2 protein-coding genes are annotated in these 1528 nt (G+C 41.0%); both read right to left on the bottom strand.

The features are described 5' to 3' along the window. Window positions 1-496: 496 nt before the first annotated feature. On the bottom strand, window positions 497-1057 hold the full coding sequence (locus AMS66_RS23065) for a GNAT family N-acetyltransferase (RefSeq protein WP_053783019.1): 561 nt from the start codon (window positions 1055-1057) through the stop codon (window positions 497-499). Between the two features lie 53 nt (window positions 1058-1110). Then, on the bottom strand, window positions 1111-1528 hold a 418-nt coding region (locus AMS66_RS23060; RefSeq protein ID WP_236703585.1), incomplete at its 5' end, for a helix-turn-helix transcriptional regulator.

Below are 1528 nucleotides of genomic sequence, written 5' to 3'. Positions count from 1 at the left end.
CCGTGTTTCTCGTGTTTTCTTGGCCGGATTTAGAATATACCATGTAGAAAAATAAATTGCAACCCTTAATTAATAACTAATATTAATATATCTCCGTTATATAAAAAAACAAACAGAACTGTTATGTTTCCCTTCTATCTATACTCCATCAATATCTGCAGAGCCCCTCTGCTATACTCAATAGATATGACAATGTTAAGCATCATTATCTTAAAGAGAAGCGCTAATAGTTACTGTTCGTAGTAAATTGAGTGGCTGTTCATTTTGAACAAACACTATATAGCTGCTCAAGGGGTAATTACTTTTGTATCGTACATTACTCAATAGCCTCTATATACATAGATACTAAATCATGTTTCAGGAAATCTACATCTAATAGATAATAAATCTCTCCGTGAGAGATGAGTAGTGACTCTAGTATCTGTTCTTTCATAATAATAGAAAAGCTTTGAAACAATAACAGGATTGCAGATATCGCTAGTCAACAACCCCACGACTAGTTTCTCCCCCCCCAGCCCCTGAACCTTCCCATCATAACTGTATCGTAATACCGACCTTCCGCGTGTCGTCGATCCTTTTTCAAAGTCCCCTCTATCTCGAAGCCCATTCTCTTATAAAGCTCCATCGCTATATCGTTCGTCCCTACCACATTCAAGGTCATCTTCTCAATTCCATTTGAATCTGCCCAATCTACAGAAAGTTCGAGCAGTTTCTTGCCGATCCCGTATCCCCAGAACTCTTTCGATACGCAAACTCCAAATTCAACCTTATGAGAAAATCGCTTTAGATCCACGCCCTCACATCGGGAATACCCTACGGTTCGTCCCTTTACGAGGGCAACGAGAAACAGGTTTCTCTCCTTTTCCTCGTCCAATCGGATTATTTCTTCAAATCCCGCTGGATCAATAAAACCCTCACCTTGTTCACGATTCATATTCTCGGTTTCTCCATCCATCTGTACACGAAGTGAAGATAATGCTTCAGCATCCTTTTCTTTTGCGGACCTAATCGAATAGGCCAATCCTTTTATGTTAAACTCCTGTTGATCGAAAATCATACGTTATAATCCACCCAATCCACTTTATTTTTTGCCTAATCCTATTCATAGCTCTACCCGACTTCAGACGGGCTCTTGCCCGTAAGCATCTTGAACACCTGACTGAAGTACGTCGCGTTGCGGAACCCGGTCATCTCACTAACCTCGTAGACCATGTAATGCCCTGACTGTAACAGTTCCATCGCCCGTTGAATCCGGTACCCGTTCACATAACTCACGAAGTTCTCCCCGGTTACTCTTTTGAACAGTTGGCTCAAATATTTAGGGTGTACAAACAGCCCCTTGGCAATGGCCTCAAAACTGATCTCTTCAGCATAATTCATTTCAACGTAATGTTTCACCTGCTCCACCAGTTTATTGCTTTTTTTCTCTCCCATCTCTTTCCGTGTCTGTTCCATCCATTTTTGAATAATGACGTCCATCCAACATATCAAATCCTGCAGCCCATACTTCGATTGAATTTCCCGCAAA

The organism is Paenibacillus xylanivorans (assembly GCF_001280595.1).
In the GTDB taxonomy this organism is placed as follows: Bacteria; Bacillota; Bacilli; order Paenibacillales; family Paenibacillaceae; genus Paenibacillus; species Paenibacillus xylanivorans.
This window is presented reverse-complemented; position numbering and strand designations above follow the sequence as displayed.

Bases quoted from the DNA above. Each gene is read 5' to 3' on its own strand.
- AMS66_RS23065 (WP_053783019.1), bottom strand. From the start codon at position 1,057: ATGATTTTCGATCAACAGGAGTTTAACATAAAAGGATTGGCCTATTCG.